The organism is Bradyrhizobium sp. SZCCT0153, from assembly GCF_018129995.1.
Taxonomy (GTDB): Bacteria; Pseudomonadota; Alphaproteobacteria; order Rhizobiales; family Xanthobacteraceae; genus Bradyrhizobium; species Bradyrhizobium japonicum_G.
The window spans coordinates 1,277,304-1,296,928 of the sequence record NZ_JAFCKS010000001.1 but is presented as its reverse complement, the minus strand read 5'-3'; the positions used below and the strand labels follow the sequence as shown (position 1 = coordinate 1,296,928).

Below are 19,625 nucleotides of genomic sequence, written 5' to 3'. Positions count from 1 at the left end.
CCGTCCACGACCTGGAGAAATTCATGGCTAAGGAAGAGCTGATCCAGTTCGAAGGACTGGTCACCGAAATCCTCCCCGATGCCCGCTACCGCGTGCAACTCGATGCCGGACACGAGATCGTCGCCTATACCGCCGGCAAGATGAAGAAGAACCGCATCAAGACGCTGGCGGGCGATCGCGTGACGGTGGAAATGTCGCCCTATGACCTCGAAAAGGGCCGGCTGATTTTCCGCCACAAGGACGAACGTCCGAGCGGTGTGGGCGGACCTCCACGTCCCGGACAGCGCGGTGGCCAGTTCCGCCGCCGTTAACGGCCCCTTGGCGCGCGAGCGCGGAATTAAAATTCTAACCTGTATGCTGATCCGCCGTGGACTCCACGGCGGATCAAAAAATCGTGCACGTCAGGATTGTTTTGAGGGCCTGTTTCCAATAAAATGAATTAATCGATTTTCGGCCGGACGACATTAGCATCCACCGGTACAGCCGGTTCAGACACGCTGACGACCCTTCCAAAAATTCGATCTAACCTGTCCGCGCGAGCGGGCTCTGACATTGTGTTATCTGAGAAGGGACTACCCCCATGAGCATGGGAACCGTGAAGTGGTTTAACGCGACCAAAGGCTTCGGCTTCATCCAGCCCGACGACGGCGGCCAGGACGTGTTCGTCCACATCAGCGCTGTGGAGCGTGCGGGCCTCGGCACGCTGCGCGAAGGTCAGAAGATCTCCTACGAGATCGTGGCCGACCGCCGTTCCGGCAAGTCGGCAGCGGACAACCTCCGCTCGGCCGGCTGAGCTACCGCTTTCGGCCCCGATCGGCTCGAGCGAACAAGTCAAAAGAAAAGGCCGGGCGCGATGCCCGGCCTTTTTTCATTGCGGTTTCTGCCCGCGGAATTCAGCACGACCCGTTCGTTCGTCTTGTCAGCTCGTCTTGTGTCAGTTCGTCTTGGCGCCCCCGGCACCGCCGCTGGCATTGTTGCTCAACGTGCCGGCCTGGCTCATCGTGTTGTTGAAGTAGGCATCGCTGTCACCGAGCGTGACCCGGCGCTGGCAGGTCGGCATACAGCTATAGGACTCGCGCTCGACCCCGCGATAGACGGTGACGAGCCGGTCGCTCGGACCTTCGACCTGGATCTGGCGGTCGACCAGGATTTCGCCGCCCCGGTCGAGCGCAATGAAATTGGTGCCGCCGTAGCCTTTCCCGGTCACGACGATCATGCCGCCGGGCTGGAGCGTGACGTCGGCGATCAGCGGATTGCCGACCACGATGGTCGCCACCTTCCCGGGCAGCCGCACCAGCTTGGCCTGGTCGACACTGACGGCGATGGTATCGGCGGTGGATTCGGCAAGGCCGGCAGCCGGCGATGCCAGCACCGCGGTCGCAACCAGAAGGCAGACGCGCACATGACGGCGCAGTTCTTTACGCATACTCTTACTCCCGGGACGTCACAAACCGGCAGAACGATTCGATACAGCGGAGCCGGTGCCCGACCCGGTTAACCTGCCCTCAATTCGTGAACGTTCCGCAAATTCGCGGACTATTGTTTGAACGGACCGGCGTTTTGTGGCTCTCGATAAAGCCCTAGCGGCGGAACGGATAGGCGAGCTGCCCTGCGATTTCCTTCGGCATGGTGGCTTCGTCCTTGCCGTAATCCTGCGGCAGTTGCCCCTCGGGCATGCGGAAAGTGCCGAACAGCACGTCCCAGATCGGGAAGGTACCGGCAAAATTGGTGTCGCCGCCCTCTTCGAGCGAGGTGTGGTGCCAGCGGTGGAACACCGGCGTCGCCAGCAGATATTTGAACGGCCCGAAGGTCCAGTTGAGGTTGGCGTGCACGAAGGCCGAATGGAAGGTCGTGAACGGGGCAACCAGGATCATGACGTTCGGGGAAATGCCGGCCATCAGCAGCACGACGTCGACCCCGATCGAGCCGAGCACGAGATTGACGGGATGGAAGCGGGCGGCCGAAATCCAGCTGATCTCCTCCGAGGAGTGATGGATCGCGTGGTACTTCCAGAAGCCGCCGCCGTGGAACAGCCGGTGCAGCCAGTACAGCATGAAATCGGACAGGACCAGGAACAGCGCGGCCTGAATCCAGAGGGGCAACAGCGACAGCGGGCCGTGACCGTTGTCGTAGAAGGCGATGAGCTCGTCGGCATCATGGATGTTGAAAACAAGGCTCGCGCCAACGATCAGAAGTCCGATCCGCATGGTGCGTGCGAACACCGGAACGAAGAACCAGTAGCAGATGTCCGTGACGATCTCCCGCTTGCGCCACCAGGGCGCGCCGGGATTGCAGGCCCAGAAATGCTCGAGCACGGTGAAGACCATCGCGAGGACGAAGGTGACGGGGATCACCTTGGCGATGGTCTCTCCGAGCATCAGGGCGACTTGCATGGGCAGGCTCGACATCGTCGCCTCTCTTCCAAATGGCTGGTTTACGCGTACTCCGCTAAATTTAAGGACCGGTGAAGCCGGCACCGCGCTTGTTGCACATCGGGAACCGGAACGAATTGCAACCGCCGCCTTAAGGCGAAATTCACTCTGGCCAAAAGCACCGCGAAGCAAGGGGGTTTGCCCGATCGAATTAACTCTACCGAAAGAGCTCGCTCTCATGTTCATCCCGTCAAGTCCAGCGCCGAACGAGGCGATCCAACCCAGACGGAGTTTTGTTCATGAAGAACCTGATTGCGCGTTTCGCGAAGGATGAATCCGGCGCCACCGCCATCGAATACGGCCTGATCGCCGCCGGTATCGCACTGGCCATCATCACCGTCGTCAACAATCTCGGCACCACGCTGAACACCAAGTTCACCTCGATCAGCACCTCGCTGAAGTAAGCGACCGACGAACGACGGCAAAAGCCCCGGAGCTCCCGGGGCCTTTGTTTTTCAAGACGGCAAGTTCCAGTGGCGTTGCACGAGTACAGAACGGATGCCGCGGTCGCGGCGAACGAGGCGCAGGACGCTCGGACCGGCTCGCCGGCCTATTGGGTCTGCCTTGCGCTTCTGCTTGCGACGGCCGCGCTCGCCGCGCGCATTGCCAGCCTCTGGTGAGCGCGCAACCGGCGAGATCCGCCCCGCAAGACCGCATCGCCGTTGTCGGTTTATTTAGCACTGCGGGCTAGCATCCGGCGACGCCAGCTCCCAGGCAAACCCAGGCCTCAAGACGCAGCTCATGATCCTCGACCTTGCGCGCCTTCTGCTCTTCCCTGCCCTGATCGCGTTTGCCGCCGCGAGCGATCTCTTCACGATGACGATCTCGAACCGCGTGTCGCTGGCGCTGGTCGCCGGCTTCTTCGCGCTCGCGCTCGCCGGTGGCATGGCACCTTACGAGCTGCTGGGCCATGTCGGCGCAGGCGCGCTCGTCCTGGTCGCGGCCTTCACCTGTTTTGCGATGGGCTGGGTCGGCGGCGGCGACGCCAAGGTCGCGGCATCCGTCGCGCTCTGGTTCGGTTTCGCGCAGCTGATGAACTTCCTGCTCTATGCCTCGCTGTTCGGCGGGGCGCTGACGCTGCTCCTGCTCCAGTTCCGGCAATGGCCGCTGCCTTACGGGCTGGCGGGCCAGGCCTGGCTCGCACGACTGCACGCCAAGGAGAGTGGCATTCCCTACGGTATCGCGCTCGCGATGAGCGCGCTGATGGTCTACCCGGAGACCGAATGGGTGAAGGCGATCGACCTTGCCCATCTCGCACTGCGCTGAACGCATCGGGTAAACCCGGCGTTAAGGCGATTTAGATACGCCTCATTAACCATGCTTTGACGAATAGCTGGTCAACTGCCGATTACGGCGGCGGCAGCGTCGCGGCGTTTAGTTGGAAAGTGAAGCGTATGAATAGGGCACGCATTGTCGTCCTGACGGTCGCCATCTGCGCCGGCGGCGTCGCCGCGTACCTGGCGAGCGGCTCGGACAATTCTGCGCCGCCTCCGGCGGCTCCGGTCGCGCAGCTTCCGACCGTCGACGTGTTGGTGGCCAAGAACGACATCGGACTCGGCCAGACCGTCAAACCGGACGACGTGCAATGGCAGACCTGGCCGGCCGCGACCGCCAGCGCCACCTTCATCCGCCGCAACGAGCGTCCCGAGGGCGCGACCCAGGTGACCGGTTCGATCGCGCGTTCGCCCTTCATCCAGGGTGAGCCGATTCGCGACCAGAAGCTGGTCAAGGCCGAAGGCTCGGGCTTCATGGCGGCAATCCTTCCCACCGGCATGCGGGCGATCTCGACCGAGATCTCGCCCGAGAGCGGTGCAGGCGGCTTCATCCTGCCCAACGACCGCGTCGACGTGCTTCTGACACGCCGTCTCAAGAATCCGGACCAGAACAGCGGCGCTCCCGATCTCGTCACGTCCGAGATCATCCTGGCCAATATCCGCGTCCTCGCCATCGACCAGGCGCCGAAGGAGAAGGACGGCCAGAATGCGGTGGTCGGCAAGACCGTCACCCTCGAGCTCAACCCCGCGCAGACTGCGACGCTCTCCGCCGCGCGCCAGAGCGGCACGCTGACGCTGGCACTGCGCAGCATCGTCGACGTCAAGATGAGCGAAATCACGCTCGATGAATCCACGCAGAAGCGCGACGGCGTCTCGATCATCCGCTACGGCATTCCAAGTCAGACGGCGAAGACACGATGAGGACAGGCGATATGAAATGCAGGGCTGAGCTTGCGACGATGCGAACCTCAATGGTCCGCGCCCTGTCGTTTTCGGCCGCCTTCGCGCTGGCACTCAACCCGGTGTTGACCCCCGTGGTCGCCGCCGACTACCGGCCCACGGCGCCGGTCGCGGCCGACGGCCAGATGAACGCGCGATTCCTCTCGCTCGGCATCGGCAAGTCCATCGTGATCGACCTTCCGCGCGACATCAAGGACGTGCTGGTCGCCGACCCCAAGATTGCCAATGCGGTGGTCCGCTCGGCGCAGCGCGCCTACATCATCGGCGCCGCGGTCGGGCAGACCAACATCGTGTTCTTCGATTCCGCCGGCCAGCAAATTGCGGCCTATGACATCGCGGTCAAGCGCGACCTCAACGGCGCGCGGGCCGCGCTGAAGCAGATCCTGCCCAATTCCGACATCCAGATCGACGGCCTCGGCGAAGGCATCGTGCTGACCGGCACTGCGGCGAACCCGTTGGAAGCGCAGCAGGCAAACGATGTCGCCGCGCGCCTCGCCGGCGGCGCCGACAAGGTCGTGAATTCGATCGTGGTCCGCGGCCGCGACCAGGTCATGCTCAAGGTGACGGTCGCGGAAGTCGCGCGCAACATCGTCAAGCAGCTCGGCATCGACCTTACCGCCAACCTCAACTACGGCACGTCCGTGGTGAGCTTCTCGAATTCCAACCCGTTTACCGCTCTCGGCAAGAATCTGGTGGACGGCAACAGTCTGACCACGAAGTTCGGCGCGACCCCGTCGGTGCAGGCCACCCTGCGCGCCATGGAGACCGCCGGCGTGATCCGGACGCTGGCCGAGCCGAACCTGACCGCGATCTCCGGCGAGTCGGCGACCTTCATCGCCGGCGGTGAATTCCCGGTGCCGGCGGGCTATGCGTGCGATCCCACGACGCATGTCTGTACCACCCAGATCAGCTTCAAGAAGTTCGGCATCTCGCTCAACTTCACCCCCGTCGTTCTGACCGAAGGCAAGATCAGCCTGCGGGTGATGACCGAGGTCTCGGAACTGTCGAACGAGAATGCGATCACACTGTCGCAGGCCGTGACCTCGACCTCGGTGAACTCGCTCACGGTGCCTTCGATCAAGACACGCCGGGCCGAGACCTCGCTGGAGATTCCCTCCGGCGGCGCGATGGCGATGGCCGGCCTGATCCAGCAGCAGACCAAGCAGGCGATCAGCGGACTGCCGGGCCTGATGCAGCTGCCGGTCCTCGGCACGCTGTTCCGCAGCCGCGACTTCGTCAACAACGCGACCGAGCTGGTCGTGATCGTGACGCCCTATATCGTTCGCGCAGTGGCGCAAAAGGATCTGTCGCGGCCGGATGACGGCTTCTCGGCGCCTCCCGATCCGCAAGTCGAGCTGCTCGGCAACATCAACCGAATCTACGGCGTGCCTGGCCGGACCGAACCGGCCCGGAACTACCGCGGCACCTACGGCTTCATCACCGACTAAAGCGGAACGGGGACTTCGTTATGACCACAACACCACCCCAGATTCGCAGACGCGCCATCGGCTTCGGTGGCGCGCTCGTCGGCATCGCGCTCGCGCTCGGCGGCTGCCAGCACGACGAAGCGGTCACGGCATCCATTCCCGACAGCTACAAGCAGCGTCATCCGATCGCGATCGAGGAGCAGAACCGCTCGATCGTCGTCTTCGTCGGCCACGCCCGCGGCGGGTTGACCGCGGCGCAGCGCGCCGACGTGATGGGTGTGGCATCGTCCTGGCTGCACGAGGGCACCGGCGCCATCCATATCGACGTGCCGGCCGGTACGCCCAACGCGCGTCCGGTCGCCGAGTCGATGCATGAAATTCAGGCGATGCTGGCGGCGGCGGGGGTTCCGCCACGTGGCATCATCGCCCGCCCCTATCAGCCGGAAGACAAGCGCTTCCTGCCACCGATCCGGCTGACCTATTCCAAGATCGCCGCGGTCGCGGGCCCCTGCGGCCTGTGGCCGGATGACATCGGCCCCTCGATGAAGAACAAGGGCTGGTTCGAGAACAAGGAATACTACAATTACGGCTGCGCCTATCAGCGCAACCTCGCAGCCATGGTCGACAATCCCTCGGACCTCGAGCAGCCGCGTCCCGAAACGCCGTCCTACACGGCGCGGCGCACCGCTGCGTTCGAGAAATATCGCAAGGGCGTGCCGACGGCGGTTGCCTATCCGGAAGCCGACAGGGCCAAACTCAGCGATACCGGCAAATGATCAGCTACGCTCGCCAGACACCCGAAGAGCAGCCGGACGCGGCTCCCACGCCGGTCGAGGAGCATATTGCGCCTGCGCCGCGCGTCTCGGTCCAGGCCTTCTGCGAGACCGTGGAAACTGCTGCCGCGGTCCAGTCGGCCGGCGAGGATCGCCGTCTCGGCAAGGCCCACCTGAAGATCCAGATGGGCGGCATGGCCGCCGCGGTCGAAGCCTACCGCTCGGCGCCGACGCCGAACGTGATCGTGCTCGAGAGCGACGGGCGCAACGACCTCTTGGGCGGGCTCGACCACCTCGCAACCGTCTGCGACGCCGGCACGAGGGTCGTCGTGATCGGCCGCATCAACGACGTCACGCTCTACCGCGAGCTGGTGCGCCGCGGCGTCAGCGATTACGTGCTCGCGCCGGTCGGCGCGATCGACGTCGTGCGCTCGATCTGCAACCTGTTCTCGGCCCCCGAAGCCAAGGCGGTCGGCCGCATCATCGCGGTGGTCGGCGCCAAGGGCGGCGTCGGCGCTTCGACCATTTCCCACAACGTCGCCTGGGCGATCGCGCGCGATCTCGCGATGGACGCGGTCGTCGCCGACCTCGATCTCGCCTTCGGCACTGCCGGGCTCGACTACAACCAGGACCCGCCCCAGGGCATTGCCGACGCCGTGTTCTCGCCCGACCGCGTCGACACCGCCTTCATCGATCGCCTGCTGTCGAAATGCACCGACCACCTCAGCCTGCTGGCGGCGCCGGCCACGCTCGACCGGGTCTATGATTTCGGCACCGACGCCTTCGATGCCGTATTCGACACACTGCGCTCCACGATGCCCTGCATCGTGCTCGACGTTCCGCACCAATGGACCGGCTGGACCAAGCGCGCCCTGATCGGAGCCGACGACATTCTGATCGTGGCGGCGCCCGATCTCGCCAATTTGCGCAACACCAAGAACCTGTTCGATCTCCTGAAGGCCGCGCGCCCCAACGACAGGCCGCCGCTCTACTGCCTGAACCAGGTCGGCGTGCCAAAACGGCCCGAGATCGCCGCAGCGGAGTTCGCCAAGGCGATCGAGAGCCAGCCGGTCGTCTCGATCCCGTTCGAGCCGCAGATCTTCGGCTCGGCAGCCAATAACGGCCAGATGATCGCGGAGATCTCGGCCAACCACAAGTCGATCGAAATGTTCCTTCAGATCGCCCAGCGGCTGACCGGCCGCAGCGAGACGAAGAAGCAAAAGTCGTCCCTGCTTTCACCCCTGATTGAGAAGTTGCGGGGAAAATAGCCGCCGCATGGAGCTGTTAAGTGTTCGGTAAGCGTAGCGGAACAGACACCGACTCTCGGGCCCCGAAGCCCGGCGCCGTGGCGCCAGAGCCTATCCAGGCTCCGGCGCCCGCGGTGTCGCGCGCGCCGCCGCCCCCGGCCGTCGCCTCGCCGCCGCTTGCCCCGGCGAAGCCCGCGCCGACCATGGATGCCCGCCGCTCGGACAATTATTACGAAGTCAAGGCGACCATCTTCGGCGCGCTGATCGAAGCCATCGACCTTGCCCAGCTCGCCAAGCTCGATTCGGAATCCGCGCGCGAGGAAATCCGCGACATCGTCAACGAGATCATCGCGATCAAGAACATCGTGATGTCGATCGCCGAGCAGGAAGAGCTGCTCGACGACATCTGCAATGACGTCCTCGGCTACGGTCCGCTGGAGCCGCTGTTGTCACGCGACGACATCGCCGACATCATGGTCAACGGCGCCAACACCGTCTACATCGAGGTCGCCGGCAAGATCCAGCGCACCGGTATCCGCTTCCGCGACAACCAGCAGCTCCTCAACATCTGCCAGCGCATCGTCAGCCAGGTCGGCCGGCGCGTCGACGAATCCTCGCCGATCTGCGACGCGCGCCTTGCCGACGGATCCCGCGTCAACGCCATCGTGCCGCCGCTGTCGATCGACGGCCCCACGCTCACCATCCGCAAATTCAAGAAGGACAAGCTGACGCTCGATCAGCTCGTCAAGTTCGGCGCGATCTCGCCGGAGGGCGCCGAGATCCTCCAGATCATCGGCCGCGTCCGCTGCAACGTGCTGATCTCCGGCGGCACCGGCTCGGGCAAGACCACGCTGCTCAACTGCCTGACCAACTACATCGAGCACGACGAGCGCGTCATCACCTGCGAAGACGCCGCCGAACTCCAGCTTCAGCAGCCGCATGTGGTCCGGCTGGAAACCCGGCCGCCCAACATCGAGGGCGAGGGTCAGGTCACCATGCGCGAGCTGGTGCGCAACTGCCTGCGTATGCGCCCCGAACGCATCATCGTCGGCGAGGTCCGCGGACCCGAAGCGTTCGACCTGCTTCAGGCCATGAACACGGGCCATGACGGCTCGATGGGCACGCTGCACGCCAACAATCCGCGCGAGGCGCTGTCGCGCTGCGAATCCATGATCACGATGGGCGGCTTCTCGCTTCCGTCGCGAACAATTCGCGAGATGATCTGCGCCTCGATCGACGTCATCGTCCAGGCGGCGCGTCTGCGCGACGGCTCGCGCCGCATCACCCACATCACCGAGGTGATGGGCATGGAAGGCGACACCATCATCACGCAGGACATCTTCCTCTACGACATGGTCGGCGAGGACGCCAACGGTAAGATCATCGGCCGGCACCGCTCGACCGGCATCGGCCGTCCGAAGTTCTGGGAGCGCGCCCGCTATTACGGCGACGAGAAACGCCTTGCCGCTGCGCTCGACGCCGCGGAAGTCGCGCCGACGACGTGAGCAGGTCAGCACAGCCATGAACATGCAGGTCCTCGCCCTCGCCTTCCTCGCCACCGCCGCCGTCGGCGGCATCGCCTGGGTGTTCCTCTATCCGCTCCTGTCCGGAGAGCGAAAGGCGGAAGGTCGCCGCGCCTCGATCGCGCGCGCCGACGCACCCGCTGCCAAGCAGAGCGAGAAGAGCCAGCGTTCGCGCCGCGAGCAGGTCGAGAGCTCGCTCAAGGACCTCGAGGCACGGCGCCAGCAGGAGAAGAGCGTTCCGCTCAACGTCCGGCTGTCGCAGGCAGGGCTCGACTGGACGCCGCAGAAATTCTGGATCGTGTCCGCCGTCGTGGCGGGCGCGCTGTTCGCAGTCGCCATGTTCGTCGGCGGCGGCCTGCTCGGCGCCGCCGGCCTCGCCTTTGCCGGCGGCTTCGGCCTGCCGCGCTGGGCGCTTGGCTTCCTGAAGAAGCGTCGCGAAGCCAAATTCCTGAAGGCGCTGCCCGACGCGGTCGACGTGATCGTCCGCGGCATCAAGGCAGGCCTGCCGCTGTTCGAATCGATCAAGGTCGTCGCCGCCGACGCGCCGGAGCCGCTGCGCGGCGAGTTCCTCCAGATCATCGAGACGCAGGCGATCGGCATGCCGCTCGGCGAGGCCTGCTCGCGCCTCTACGATCGCATGCCGCTGCCGGAGGCCAATTTCTTCGGCATCGTCATCTCGATCCAGCAGAAATCAGGCGGCAATCTCTCCGAAGCGCTCGGCAACCTCTCCAAGGTGCTGCGCGACCGCAAGAAGATGAAGGAAAAGATCCAGGCGATGTCGATGGAAGCCAAGGCCTCGGCCGGCATCATCGGTTCGCTGCCGCCGATCGTGATGTTCCTCGTCTATCTCACGACGCCACATTACATCTCGATGCTGTGGACCCATCCTACCGGCCAGCTCATGCTGGTCTGCTGTGTCGTCTGGATGGGTATCGGCATCATGGTGATGAAGAAGATGATCAACTTCGATTTCTGACGGTGCAGTATGGTTGAGTTTCTCGTTTCGAAGCTACATGACGTCCGCTTCATGACCATGCTGCTGGCGGCCATCGCCGCCAGCGCCACCGTCTACACGCTGGTGATGCCGCTATTCGCCGGCGAGGGCCTCTCCAAGCGCATGAAGGCCGTGGCGAGCGAGCGTGAGCGCATCCGGCAGCGCGAGCGCGAACGCCTCCACAAGAGCGAAAAGGTCTCGCTGCGCCAGACGCCGAAGCAACTCGTCTCGAAGGTCGTCGAGGACTTCAACCTCACCAAATGGCTCGCGCAGGAAGCCGCGCGGGACAAGCTCATCATGGCGGGTTATCGCGGCCAGGCGCCTTACGTCACCTTCCTGTTTGCCCGCATGGTCGCCCCGATGGTGCTGTTCGTCGGGTCCGTCGTCTACGTGTTCCTGATTGCGCATATGCAGCAGTCGATACCGATCAAGATCGGCATCTGCGTCGGCGCGGCCTATCTCGGCCTTCAGGCGCCGATGCTGTTCCTCAGGAACGCGATCTCCAAGCGACAGCTCTCGATCAAGCGCGCCTTCCCCGATGCACTCGACCTTCTCCTGATCTGCATCGAATCCGGCATGTCGGTCGAGATGGCGTTCCGGAAGGTAGCAACCGAAATCGTGGGCCAGTCGATCGCGCTGTCGGAAGAGTTCACCCTGACCACGGCCGAGTTGTCCTATCTGCAGGATCGAAAGGTCGCCTATGAGAACCTGGCACGGCGCACCGGGCTCGAGGGCGTCAAGTCGGTCTGTCTCGCGCTCCAGCAGGCGGAGCGTTACGGCACCCCGCTCGGGCATTCCCTGCGCGTCATGGCGCAGGAAAATCGCGACATGCGCATGAACGAGGCCGAGAAGAAGGCTGCAGCCCTGCCGCCGAAGCTGACGGTGCCGATGATCCTGTTCTTCCTGCCCGTGCTGTTCGTCGTCATTCTCGGACCGACCGGCATCAAGATCTCCGAGATGCAATGACATAGAACGCGGGCCGCGCGCGGCTCGCGCCGGCGGCTCCACGATCGAGACGGTCAGGTGTGATCAGTCGGGCTGGCGGAGCGAGGCGACCGGAGTCCGCTTCGGCCCGCCACGCGGGGCGTCGCTGCGGGTCAGCATTTCCTTGAGATAGGCCACATTGGCCGCGGCCTGGTCGGGCGGCAGGTCCGCCTTCACGATGGTCTCGGCTTCGGCGAATCGGCCCTGGAGACCGACCACCAGACCGAGATTCTGACGCACCCGCGCGTTTGCGCGCGGCGAGGCGTAGGCCTGCCGAAGCGCGTCTTCTGCCTTCGGCAGATCTCTCGACAACATATAGGACAGGCCGAGATTGGAGAGCACGCCGGGATCGCCGGGCGCGATCTTCAGCGCACTCGCATAATACGAACGCGCTTCATCATGACGGCCCATCTGATCGAGCGCGGTCCCTTGCACCGAGAGCAGGCGCCAATCCGGGTTGTCGGGCGAATGCGCCTTCGACAACACGTCGAAGGCCTGTTGGAAATTGCCGTTGTCGGCGAGCGCACGGCCGTACATGGCTAGCAGCGCCTTGTTGCCGGGATTGGCAATGGTCGCCTGCTCGAGCACGGCGGCAGCCTGGGCGCGCTGACCGTTGGCGCGCAAGGCCTGGCCATAAGCGAGGGCCGCGTCGGCGTCCTTGGGATTGGCACGGTAGCGCTCGCCATAGACGTCGACGGCGCGTGCGGGATCGGCGGGAGCGGCCTCCGCATGCGGCCCGATCGAGCCCGTGACGTCGGAGAGTTTCGACATCGCCGTGCAGCCGCCGAGGCCCATGGCCACCGCCGCGACCAGCGAGGTGGACGCAAGAAGCCGTGCAAGACTGAACCGTTGACGCATGACGCTTTGACTCTCGAGCCTATTGATCGAGCCGAACGCGCCAGCAATAGACTGTTAACCCTAACGGCCGGTTAACGCCGGACGGCCGCGCCTGTCATGGCGGCGTGCGCGGCGGCGACTCGCCGCGGAGCCCCGGATCGAGGCCGAGCACATTGTCCCGTGGCCGCGCTCACGTGAACGGCAGTTCCCAACATGGATACTGGCCTGCCCGATGATGCTCTCGCCCAGTCAATATTCGATGGCGAGCCGCTTGCGGATTTCGTCGATGCGCTTGTCGAGCGCATCGAAGCGCGCATGAACGGAACGGTCGTGGAGGTAGAGGACGTAGCCACCGGCAAGGAATGCGAAGATCCAATGATGGTGCTCGACATAGCCGAAAATCGCCTCGACGGCCTGGCCGATGAATGTGACCATGCTCCACACAGATTCCATTGCATTCCCTCCCCGGCGGCTTCGTCGTCGGCCGCCGGCGATCTGGCGCCTTGTGGCCGTTGCCGGAACCTAGCATGGCACCCTTGCTGCGAGTAGCGGCTCACCGGGCGGTGATAGCAAAGCCGATTGCGGCCGCCGCGAAACTCTGCGAAGTCTCGTCCGTTCGCATGACCCGTTTGATCTGACGATCCGGACCCGCCAATGCCTTCTGTCTTCGAGACGTCGTCCACCGCCATCCCGATCACCTTCGTCACCAAGTCGAGCTGGGATCAGGTCGCCGAGACGCTGCCGCCGGCGCAGCGTCAGTTCGCCGCAGCAAACGCCTTTGCCGCCAAGCCGGGCGGCTATCTCGCCCTGCCCGCGCCCGACGGCGCGATCGCGCAAGTGCTGTTCGGCATCGAGGACGCGGCCGCAAGATCGCGCGACCTGTTCCGGCCGGGCGCCCTGCCCGGACTGCTGCCGCCGGGCATCTATCGCTTCGCCAATGCACCGCACGATGCACGGCTCGCCGCACTCGCCTTCGCGCTCGGCAGCTACCGGTTCGCCCGCTACCGCAAGGCGGATCGCCCCGAGGTCCGCCTGGTGTCGCCCGACGGCGTCGACGCGGCCGAGATCGACCGCATGGCGGATGCCGCGATGCTGGCGCGCGACCTCATCAACACGCCGGCCAACGACATGGGGCCGGAGGAGCTGGCCGCAGCCGCGCAGGATCTCGCCGCCGAATTCGGCGCAAGCTTCGACTGCACCATCGGCGAGGATTTGAAAGCGAATTTTCCGCTGATCCATGCCGTCGGCATGGCCTCGGACCGCGCGCCGCGGCTGATCGACATCGGCTGGGGCGATCCGGCTCATCCCAGGGTGACGCTGGTCGGCAAGGGCGTCTGCTTCGATACCGGCGGCCTCGACCTGAAGCCGTCGAGCGGCATGCTGATCATGAAGAAGGACATGGGCGGCGCCGCCAACGTGCTGGCGCTGGCGCGGATGGTGATGGATGCGAAGCTGAAGCTGCGGCTGCGCGTGCTAATCCCGGCGGTCGAGAACGCGGTCGCCGGCAATGCCTTCCGCCCCCTCGACATCTTTACCTCGCGCAAGGGCATCACGGTCGAGATCGGCAATACTGACGCGGAAGGGCGCCTTGTGCTCGCCGATGCGCTGGCGCTCGCCGACGAGGAAAGCCCCGACCTGCTGATCGATCTCGGCACGTTGACCGGCGCCGCACGCGTCGCGCTAGGGCCTGATTTACCGCCCTTTTACACCAATGATGAGACGCTTGCCGCCGACGTCGCGCGCTGCGCGGCGAAGGAGAACGATCCGTTGTGGCGCATGCCGCTGTGGCCGGCTTACGATGCGTGGCTGGACTCCAAGACCGCCACCATCACCAACGCGCCCTCGGGCGGCTTCGCCGGCTCGATCGTTTGCGCGCTGTTCCTGCAGCGCTTCGTCGAGCAGGCCAAGAGTTGGCTTCACGTGGATATTTATGGCTGGACGCCATCGGCAAAGCCGGCGCGTCCCGAGGGCGGCGAGTGCCAGGCCGCGCGCGCTATCTACACATTGCTGAGCGAGCGCTATGCATGATCCACGAAACGATCCTAGGCTGACACCGGCGCGGGGTGACATCGCCGCGAAATATCTCGAAGGCAAGGTGCCGGCCGATCGCTTCGTCACGGGCGAGGAGTTCGAGATAGTCGAGGCGATCGCGCCCATGCGCGAACAGCCGTCGTCGAACGCGATGCTGATGACGGAAGCGCTGCGCGGCGAACGGGTCACGGTCTACGATCGCAACGGCGAAGGCTGGGCCTGGGGGCAGCTTTCCGATGACGGCTATGTCGGCTGGCTGCCGGACGCGGCGCTCATGAAGCCCTCGGCCGCTCCGACCCACGTGGTCAGCGCGCTGCGGACGTTCGCCTTCCCCGGCCCCTCGATCAAGCTGCCACCGGCCGGCACGCTGCTGCTGGGATCGAAGATCGCGGTCGCGCGCGAGGACGGCAGTTTCGCCGTCACGCGCGACGGGGCATATCTGCCGAAGACCCATCTCGCCCCGCTCGATCATCGCGAGCCGGATTTCGTCGCAGTCGCCGAGCGCTTTGTCGGCACCCCCTATCTCTGGGGCGGCAAGAGCAGTTTCGGTATCGATTGCTCAGGTCTGGTCCAGGTCTCGCTGACATCGGCGGGGATCGGCTGCCCGCGCGACAGCGACATGCAACACGCTGGTCTCGGCCGCGCGCTGGAACCGCATGAGCGCAGCAAGCTGCAACGCGGCGACCTGATCTTCTGGAAGGGCCATGTCGCCATCGTCCGCGATGGCAGCACCATCGTTCACGCCAACGCGCATCACATGGCCACTGCGATCGAGCCGATCGGACCGGCGATCGCGCGAATCAAGCAGGCAGGCAGCGAAATCATCGCGATCAAGCGGCTGTAGAGTCATGCCGCAGGATGGGTAAAGCGCAACGAAGTCCATCGTCCGCTCCATCCATCTCACCGTATGCCTCCTAGACTAGAATGCGTGCAAGTGCGGCAGGTTCAGCTTATTGCCGCCACCACCCATTTGGGGTGCATTCTCGACGCGCAGCGGCGGGGGCGGTTCGTAGTTCCGGCCGGGGCCTGTCGTCCATACGCCGCCACCGGCAACCTGCTCGAGCTCGCCTGCGGATAGCTCACACGTCGCTTGCGCGTCGATTGCACTGGATGTCATCTCTGCACTCCTGTCGCTGCCGCGAGACCGTCTCACGACCATGCGCACAGGATGTCGCAGCGATCGCTCAGCCGCCGTGATTGCGATCACGCAGGATCAGGTTGCGACCGACCCGTTCCCAGCCGTCTCCAGCCGGAACGCCGCCGCGAACAGCGCGCGCGTGTAATCGGTCTTCGGGTTCTTGAACAGCTCGGCCGCCTGGCCTTCCTCGACCACCTTGCCGCCGCGCATCACGATGAGATGGCTCGCAAGCGAGGCAACGACGCGCAGATCGTGCGAGATGAACATGTAGGTGAGCTCGCGCTTGCGCTGGAGCTCGCGCAACAAGTCAACCATCTGCGCCTGGAACAACATGTCGAGCGCGCTGGTCGGCTCGTCCAGCACGACGAAATCCGGCTCCAGCACCACGGCCCGCGCGATGCTGATGCGCTGGCGCTGCCCGCCCGAGAACTCGTGCGGATAGCGGTAGCGGGTGTCCGGCTTCATCCCGACATCCTCGAGCGCCTTGACGACGCGCGTCTCGCGCTCCTCGCGCGACAGCTTTGGCTGGTGCACGGAAAGACCTTCGGCGATGATGTCCGCGATCGACATGCGCGGGCTGAGCGAGCCGAACGGGTCCTGGAACACGATCTGCATGTCGCGCCGGAAGGGCCGCATCTCCTTGAAGCGAAGGCCCTGGATGTCCTTGCCCAGAAACACGATGCGTCCGTTCGAGGAGATCAGCCGCAGCAGTGCGAGCCCCAGCGTCGTCTTGCCCGAGCCGGATTCGCCGACGACACCGAGCGTCTCGCCCTTGCGCACGGCGAGGCTGACGCCGTCGACCGCCTTGATGTGGCCGACCGTCTTGCGCATCAGGCCGCGCTTGATCGGAAACCATACCTTCAGATCGTCGGCCGACATCACCACGGGCGCGTCCGGCTGCGGCGGCGCCGGATCCGGCTTCGGCTCCGCCGCGAGCAGGTCGCGCGTATAAGGGTGTTTCGGGGTCTTGAAGACCTGCTCGACCGGTCCCTGCTCGACGATCTCGCCGCCCTTCATGACGCAGACCTGGTCGGCGATGCGGCGCACGATGCCGAGATCGTGGGTGATGAAGAGCAGGCTCATGCCGAGCCGTGAGCGGATCTCGGCGAGCAGCGCCAGGATCTGCGCCTGCACGGTGACGTCGAGCGCGGTGGTCGGCTCGTCCGCGATCAGCAGGTCCGGCTCGTTGGCGAGCGCCATCGCGATCATCACGCGCTGGCGCTGGCCGCCGGAAAGCTGGTGCGGATAGCTGCTCAGCCGCGTCTCGGGCTCGGGAATGCCGACCTGCGTCAGCAGTTCCAGCGTCCGCTTGCGCGCCTGCGCATTGCTGGTCGGATTGTGCAGCTGGATGATCTCGCCGATCTGCGCCTCGATCGTGTGCAGCGGATTGAGCGAGGTCATCGGTTCCTGGAAGATGATGGAGATGTCGCTGCCGCGAATCTCCCGCATCTCTCGCTCGGACTGATCGATCAGCTCGCGTCCCTTGAAGCGGATGCTGCCCGAGGGATGCGACGCGTTGGGATAGGGCAGCAGTTTCAGGATCGAAAGCGCGCTGACCGACTTGCCGGAACCGGATTCGCCGACCAGCGCCACGCACTCGCCGCGCCTGATCTGGAACGAAACCTTGTCGACCGCGAGCGTGGTGGCGCCGCCCTGGTGGAAGGCTACCGAGAGGTCGCGCACGGCAAGCAGGGGCTGGTTGATCGCGTCCATCGACTTACCTGAAGGTCTTGCGCGGATCGAAGGCGTCGCGCACGGCTTCGCCGATGAAGATCAAAAGCGACAGCATGATCGCGACCGAGAAAAAGCCGGAGAAACCCAGCCAAGGCGCCTGCACGTTCGACTTGCCCTGCGACAGCAGCTCGCCGAGCGACGGCGAGCCGGGTGGCAATCCGAAGCCGAGGAAATCGAGGGCCGTGAGCGTCATGACCGACGAGGAGACGATGAACGGCAGGAACGTCATGGTCGCGACCATCGCGTTCGGCAGCAGATGCTTGAACATGATCACGGCGTTGGAAACCCCGAGTGCCCGCGCCGCCTGGATGTACTCGAAATTGCGCCCGCGCAGGAATTCCGCGCGCACGAGTCCGACCAGCGATACCCAGGAAAACAACAGCAGGATACCGAGCAGCACGAAGAAGCCCGGCACGAGCACTGACGACAGAATCAGCAGCAGATAGAGCGAAGGGATCGCGGTCCAGATCTCGATGAAACGCTGGAACAGCAGGTCGATCCAGCCGCCGAAATAGCCCTGCACCGCGCCGGCTGCGATGCCGACGACGGAGGAGACAATGGTCAGGCAGAGGCCGAACAGCACCGAAATGCGGAAACCGTAGATCAGCCGCGCCACCACGTCGCGGCCCTGGTCGTCGGTCCCGAGCCAGTTGTATTCGAGGTCGCGACAGCTCTTCAGGCCCTTCTTCTCGACGACCGGCTTGCACTGCGCTTCCGTCAGCATCCAGGTCGGCGCCGAGGGGGCCGGCGTGGGCAGATCGAGGTTGTGGGTGTCGTAGGAGTAGCGGATCAGCGGCCAGACGATGCTGCCGCCCTTGTCCTTGATCAGCTTCTGTAGATAGGGATCGCGGTAGTCGGCCGCGGTTTCGAAATCGCCGCCGAAAGTCGTCTCCGAATAGGTGACGAAGGCCGGCCAGTAGAGATGACCGTCATACTTCACCAGAAATGGCCGATCGTTTGCGATCAGCTCGGCGAACAGCGACACCACGAACAGGATCATGAAGATCCAGAGCGACCAGAAGCCGCGCCGGTTCGCCTTGAAGTTCTGCCAGCGCCGCCTGTTGAGCGGCGACGGCACGAACGGCTTGCGCGTGATCGGCACCGCATCGCCGAGCGGCGACTTCGCGGTGGTTTCGATCGGGGTAGGGGCGGTCAGCGTCATCAGACCTCCCGTGCCTCGAAATCGATCCGCGGATCGATCCACATGTAGGTCAGGTCAGAGATGAGGTTGACCACGAGGCCGACGAGCGAAAAGATGAAGAGCGTGCCGAACACCACGGGGTAGTCGCGGTTGAGTACGCTCTCGAAGCTGAGCAGCCCCAGTCCGTCCAGCGAGAAGATCGTCTCGATCAGAAGCGAGCCCGAGAAGAAGGCGTGAATGAAGGTGCTGGGAAAGCCCGCGATGACGATCAGCATCGCGTTGCGGAAGACGTGGCCATAGAGCACCCGGTTCTCGCTGCAGCCCTTCGCGCGCGCCGTCATCACGTATTGCTTGCGGATTTCGTCCAGGAACGAGTTCTTGGTCAGGAACGTCATGGTGGTGAACGCACCGAGCCCCATGGCGATCAGCGGCAGCGCCAAATGCCAGAAGTAATCGATGATCTTCCAGTACCAGGGAAACTGCGACCAGCCGTCGGAGGTCAGTCCGCGCAGCGGAAACCAGTTGAAGAACGAGCCTCCGGCAAACAGGATGATCAGGAGGATCGCGAACAGGAAGCCGGGTATGGCATAGCCGAGCACGAGCACGCTCGATGTCCAGGTGTCGAAGCGCGTGCCGTCCCTGACCGCCTTGCGGATGCCGAGCGGAATCGAGATCAGATAGGTCAGCAGCGTCAGCCAGATGCCGAGCGAGATCGAGACCGGCAACTTTTCCTTGACGAGCTGGAGCACGCTGACGTCGCGAAAATAGCTCTTGCCGAAGTCGAAGCGGGCGAAATTCCATACCATCAGCGCGAAGCGCTCCGGTGCCGGCTTGTCGAAGCCGAACTGCACCTCCAGCTTCTTGATGAAATCGGGGTCAAGTCCCTGCGCACCGCGATATTTCGAGTTGATGGCATCGCCGCCGGCCCCTAACTGCCCCGGGGCGCGCTGCGCAAAGTCGCTGCCGCCCGAAATGCGCGAGCTGCCGCCGGTGTCGGCACCGGAGAGTTGCGCGATCACGCGCTCGACCGGGCCGCCCGGCGCGAACTGCACAACGACAAAGGAGACGAAGAGGATCCCGAGCAAGGTCGGGATCATCAGGAGAATGCGGCGGGCGATATAGGCGCTCAT

General features: G+C 64.5%; 21 protein-coding genes. 14 read left to right on the top strand and 7 right to left on the bottom strand.

Annotated features, from left to right (window positions below):
* Positions 1-23: 23 nt before the first annotated feature.
* On the top strand, positions 24-311 hold the full coding sequence (gene infA / locus JQ572_RS06285; protein WP_008131890.1) for a translation initiation factor IF-1: 288 nt from the start codon (positions 24-26) through the stop codon (positions 309-311).
* Between the two features lie 269 nt (positions 312-580).
* Entirely contained in the window at positions 581-793 is a 213-nt protein-coding gene (locus JQ572_RS06280) for a cold-shock protein (RefSeq protein WP_007599788.1), read from the top strand.
* 141 nt (positions 794-934) lie between these two features.
* On the opposite strand, the gene JQ572_RS06275 is transcribed toward JQ572_RS06280, so the two are convergent.
* Positions 935-1,426, bottom strand: a complete 492-nt coding sequence (locus tag JQ572_RS06275) for a pilus assembly protein N-terminal domain-containing protein (protein WP_211382071.1) — start codon at positions 1,424-1,426, stop codon at positions 935-937.
* A 154-nt stretch (positions 1,427-1,580) separates the two neighbouring features.
* Positions 1,581-2,408, bottom strand: coding sequence for a sterol desaturase family protein (locus JQ572_RS06270; RefSeq protein ID WP_211382070.1), 828 nt, complete (start codon positions 2,406-2,408; stop codon positions 1,581-1,583).
* 263 nt (positions 2,409-2,671) lie between these two features.
* On the opposite strand from JQ572_RS06270, the gene JQ572_RS06265 reads away from it, so the two are divergent.
* The 10 genes from JQ572_RS06265 to JQ572_RS06220 all read left to right on the top strand — a co-directional run bounded on the left by JQ572_RS06265 (position 2,672) and on the right by JQ572_RS06220 (position 11,596).
* Entirely contained in the window at positions 2,672-2,836 is a 165-nt protein-coding gene (locus tag JQ572_RS06265) for a Flp family type IVb pilin (RefSeq protein WP_027544253.1), read from the top strand.
* A gap of 69 nt (positions 2,837-2,905) precedes the next feature.
* Positions 2,906-3,052, top strand: coding sequence for a hypothetical protein (locus JQ572_RS06260; protein ID WP_211382069.1), 147 nt, complete (start codon positions 2,906-2,908; stop codon positions 3,050-3,052).
* A 121-nt stretch (positions 3,053-3,173) separates the two neighbouring features.
* The gene (locus tag JQ572_RS06255; protein WP_211382068.1) at positions 3,174-3,698 is read left to right on the top strand and encodes an A24 family peptidase; all 525 of its coding nucleotides are present in this window, start codon (positions 3,174-3,176) and stop codon (positions 3,696-3,698) included.
* 128 nt (positions 3,699-3,826) lie between these two features.
* Positions 3,827-4,627, top strand: a complete 801-nt coding sequence (gene cpaB, locus JQ572_RS06250) for a Flp pilus assembly protein CpaB (RefSeq protein WP_211382067.1) — start codon at positions 3,827-3,829, stop codon at positions 4,625-4,627.
* Between the two features lie 11 nt (positions 4,628-4,638).
* Entirely contained in the window at positions 4,639-6,114 is a 1,476-nt protein-coding gene (locus JQ572_RS06245) for a type II and III secretion system protein family protein (RefSeq protein WP_211382066.1), read from the top strand.
* Positions 6,115-6,134: 20 nt separating this feature from the next.
* The gene (locus JQ572_RS06240) at positions 6,135-6,869 is read left to right on the top strand and encodes a CpaD family pilus assembly protein (protein WP_211382065.1); all 735 of its coding nucleotides are present in this window, start codon (positions 6,135-6,137) and stop codon (positions 6,867-6,869) included.
* Positions 6,866-8,134, top strand: coding sequence for a CpaE/TadZ family protein (locus JQ572_RS06235; protein WP_211382064.1), 1,269 nt, complete (start codon positions 6,866-6,868; stop codon positions 8,132-8,134). The genes JQ572_RS06240 and JQ572_RS06235 overlap by 4 nt, the downstream gene beginning before the upstream one ends.
* A gap of 20 nt (positions 8,135-8,154) precedes the next feature.
* A complete protein-coding gene (locus JQ572_RS06230; protein WP_211382063.1) occupies positions 8,155-9,618 on the top strand; it encodes a TadA family conjugal transfer-associated ATPase in 1,464 nt (487 codons plus the stop codon).
* 16 nt (positions 9,619-9,634) lie between these two features.
* The gene (locus JQ572_RS06225; RefSeq protein ID WP_211382062.1) at positions 9,635-10,612 is read left to right on the top strand and encodes a type II secretion system F family protein; all 978 of its coding nucleotides are present in this window, start codon (positions 9,635-9,637) and stop codon (positions 10,610-10,612) included.
* A 9-nt stretch (positions 10,613-10,621) separates the two neighbouring features.
* A complete protein-coding gene (locus JQ572_RS06220; protein WP_211382061.1) occupies positions 10,622-11,596 on the top strand; it encodes a type II secretion system F family protein in 975 nt (324 codons plus the stop codon).
* Positions 11,597-11,659: 63 nt separating this feature from the next.
* Here the strand turns inward: JQ572_RS06220 and JQ572_RS06215 are convergent, their stop codons facing one another.
* Complete coding sequence (locus JQ572_RS06215; protein WP_211382060.1) at positions 11,660-12,472, bottom strand: tetratricopeptide repeat protein; 813 nt, start codon at positions 12,470-12,472, stop codon at positions 11,660-11,662.
* 228 nt (positions 12,473-12,700) lie between these two features.
* Positions 12,701-12,904 carry a hypothetical protein gene (locus JQ572_RS06210; protein WP_211382059.1) on the bottom strand — a complete coding sequence of 68 codons (204 nt, stop codon included), beginning with the start codon at positions 12,902-12,904 and terminating at the stop codon, positions 12,701-12,703.
* A 201-nt stretch (positions 12,905-13,105) separates the two neighbouring features.
* Here JQ572_RS06210 and JQ572_RS06205 point away from each other — a divergent pair, with 201 nt between their 5' ends.
* Both JQ572_RS06205 and JQ572_RS06200 read left to right on the top strand, forming a co-directional pair.
* Positions 13,106-14,479 carry a leucyl aminopeptidase family protein gene (locus JQ572_RS06205; protein ID WP_211382058.1) on the top strand — a complete coding sequence of 458 codons (1,374 nt, stop codon included), beginning with the start codon at positions 13,106-13,108 and terminating at the stop codon, positions 14,477-14,479.
* The gene (locus tag JQ572_RS06200; protein WP_211382057.1) at positions 14,472-15,326 is read left to right on the top strand and encodes a C40 family peptidase; all 855 of its coding nucleotides are present in this window, start codon (positions 14,472-14,474) and stop codon (positions 15,324-15,326) included. The genes JQ572_RS06205 and JQ572_RS06200 overlap by 8 nt, the downstream gene beginning before the upstream one ends.
* Before the next feature lie 369 nt (positions 15,327-15,695).
* On the opposite strand, the gene JQ572_RS06195 is transcribed toward JQ572_RS06200, so the two are convergent.
* Genes JQ572_RS06195 through JQ572_RS06185 form a run of 3 tightly spaced genes read right to left on the bottom strand, consistent with a single transcriptional unit; the run spans position 15,696 to position 19,625 of the window.
* On the bottom strand, positions 15,696-17,333 hold the full coding sequence (locus JQ572_RS06195; protein ID WP_211382056.1) for an ABC transporter ATP-binding protein: 1,638 nt from the start codon (positions 17,331-17,333) through the stop codon (positions 15,696-15,698).
* 4 nt (positions 17,334-17,337) lie between these two features.
* Positions 17,338-18,516, bottom strand: a complete 1,179-nt coding sequence (locus JQ572_RS06190; RefSeq protein WP_211382055.1) for an ABC transporter permease — start codon at positions 18,514-18,516, stop codon at positions 17,338-17,340.
* Positions 18,516-19,625 (bottom strand): microcin C ABC transporter permease YejB, encoded by a 1,110-nt coding sequence (locus JQ572_RS06185; protein WP_211382054.1) that lies wholly within the window; start codon positions 19,623-19,625, stop codon positions 18,516-18,518. The genes JQ572_RS06190 and JQ572_RS06185 overlap by 1 nt, the downstream gene beginning before the upstream one ends.